The sequence below is a fragment of the Mesorhizobium sp. B1-1-5 genome (assembly GCF_006443065.1).
Classification (GTDB): domain Bacteria; phylum Pseudomonadota; class Alphaproteobacteria; order Rhizobiales; family Rhizobiaceae; genus Mesorhizobium.
Genome location: NZ_VFWS01000624.1, coordinates 1 through 1,067, shown reverse-complemented (window position 1 = coordinate 1,067; position 1,067 = coordinate 1). Strand labels below are relative to the sequence as shown.

At 61.0% G+C, this 1,067-nt stretch carries 2 protein-coding genes; one reads left to right on the top strand and one right to left on the bottom strand.

The window, feature by feature from the left end:
• Window positions 1-184: 184 nt before the first annotated feature.
• On the bottom strand, window positions 185-517 hold the full coding sequence (locus tag FJ980_RS33875; RefSeq protein ID WP_140547697.1) for a hypothetical protein: 333 nt from the start codon (window positions 515-517) through the stop codon (window positions 185-187).
• A 190-nt stretch (window positions 518-707) separates the two neighbouring features.
• Here FJ980_RS33875 and FJ980_RS33870 point away from each other — a divergent pair, with 190 nt between their 5' ends.
• Entirely contained in the window at window positions 708-998 is a 291-nt protein-coding gene (locus FJ980_RS33870) for a hypothetical protein (RefSeq protein WP_140547696.1), read from the top strand.
• The last annotated feature ends 69 nt before the right edge of the window (window positions 999-1,067 follow it).

Genomic DNA, 1,067 nt, shown 5'->3' with positions numbered 1-1,067 from the left:
CCTTTAAGGCATATCTCTACCTGCTGAAGGCAACCAGGATGCCGAGCTCTTCCTGCATGGCGCCATGTGCCCCTCGATGCAGGAACTCGCAGTCCATCGGGCCCCGCTGGCTCCGGCCGGCCGGCTCTTCTGTAGACATGATGAAAAGGCCGGAGCCAACAACCGCTCCGGCCCTGTTCCGTCGTCAGTCATTGCAGCTGTCGTCGGCCTTTGCCGCCGCGGTCTTGCCGCCATGCTGCTGCGCCTCGATATCCTGCTGCGATGTTGCGAGATTCTTGTCACCGCCGCCTTCCGCCCCTGCCAACGGCATTGTGCTGCCATCCTTGGCGGCCGGTTTGCCGGCACTATCCTTGGCCTTCGGAGTTTCCAAGGGCGCGTGGGTACAATCTTTCGAAATACCGGCTGTCTGTTGGGTGTCGGCGCCCGTGTTGGCAGCCGACTTGTCCGGACATGCCGCGATTGCAGAGCCCGCAGAAAACGACACCGCAAGCGCGATTACTAAAGCCATTTTCATCATGCTCGTCCTTCTGTTTGAGTGCCCTGCGGGTGAAACTAACGGCGCTTTTCTTTGTTCCGGGCCGGGCCGTATGTCGTCATCGACGCACCACAACCGGCACGTTGATGCCACGGCGACGGCGCCAGATACTCCACGGAAGCGTTCGCCGACTCCCTTGTTATGCGGCCGAAGGGATACTCACCAGGAGTGAATGATGGAACGTCTTCTTCTCGCTTCCGTCGTAATGATTCTTTCCGGCGGCCTTGCCCTGGCGCAATCGACCAATACGACGTCGAGCGGCTCCTCCTCCACGACGACAACGATGCCGACGGATCAGAACACGGACTCGACCACGACCAAGTCGACCAACTCCAACTCCGCCAAGGATTGCGCACCGGGCCAACAGACAGGCAGCGCCAAGGAGTCAGCTCCCGGTCAGCAGGATACCAGCGCCAAGTCCGCGGCCCCTGGCCAGATGGAAATGACGACGGAAGGTTGCTGACCGCATTGCCGCTGATGTCTCGACTCGCACCCTTGGCCTCCAGGTGCCGCGCGTCAGTTGGAACCACCA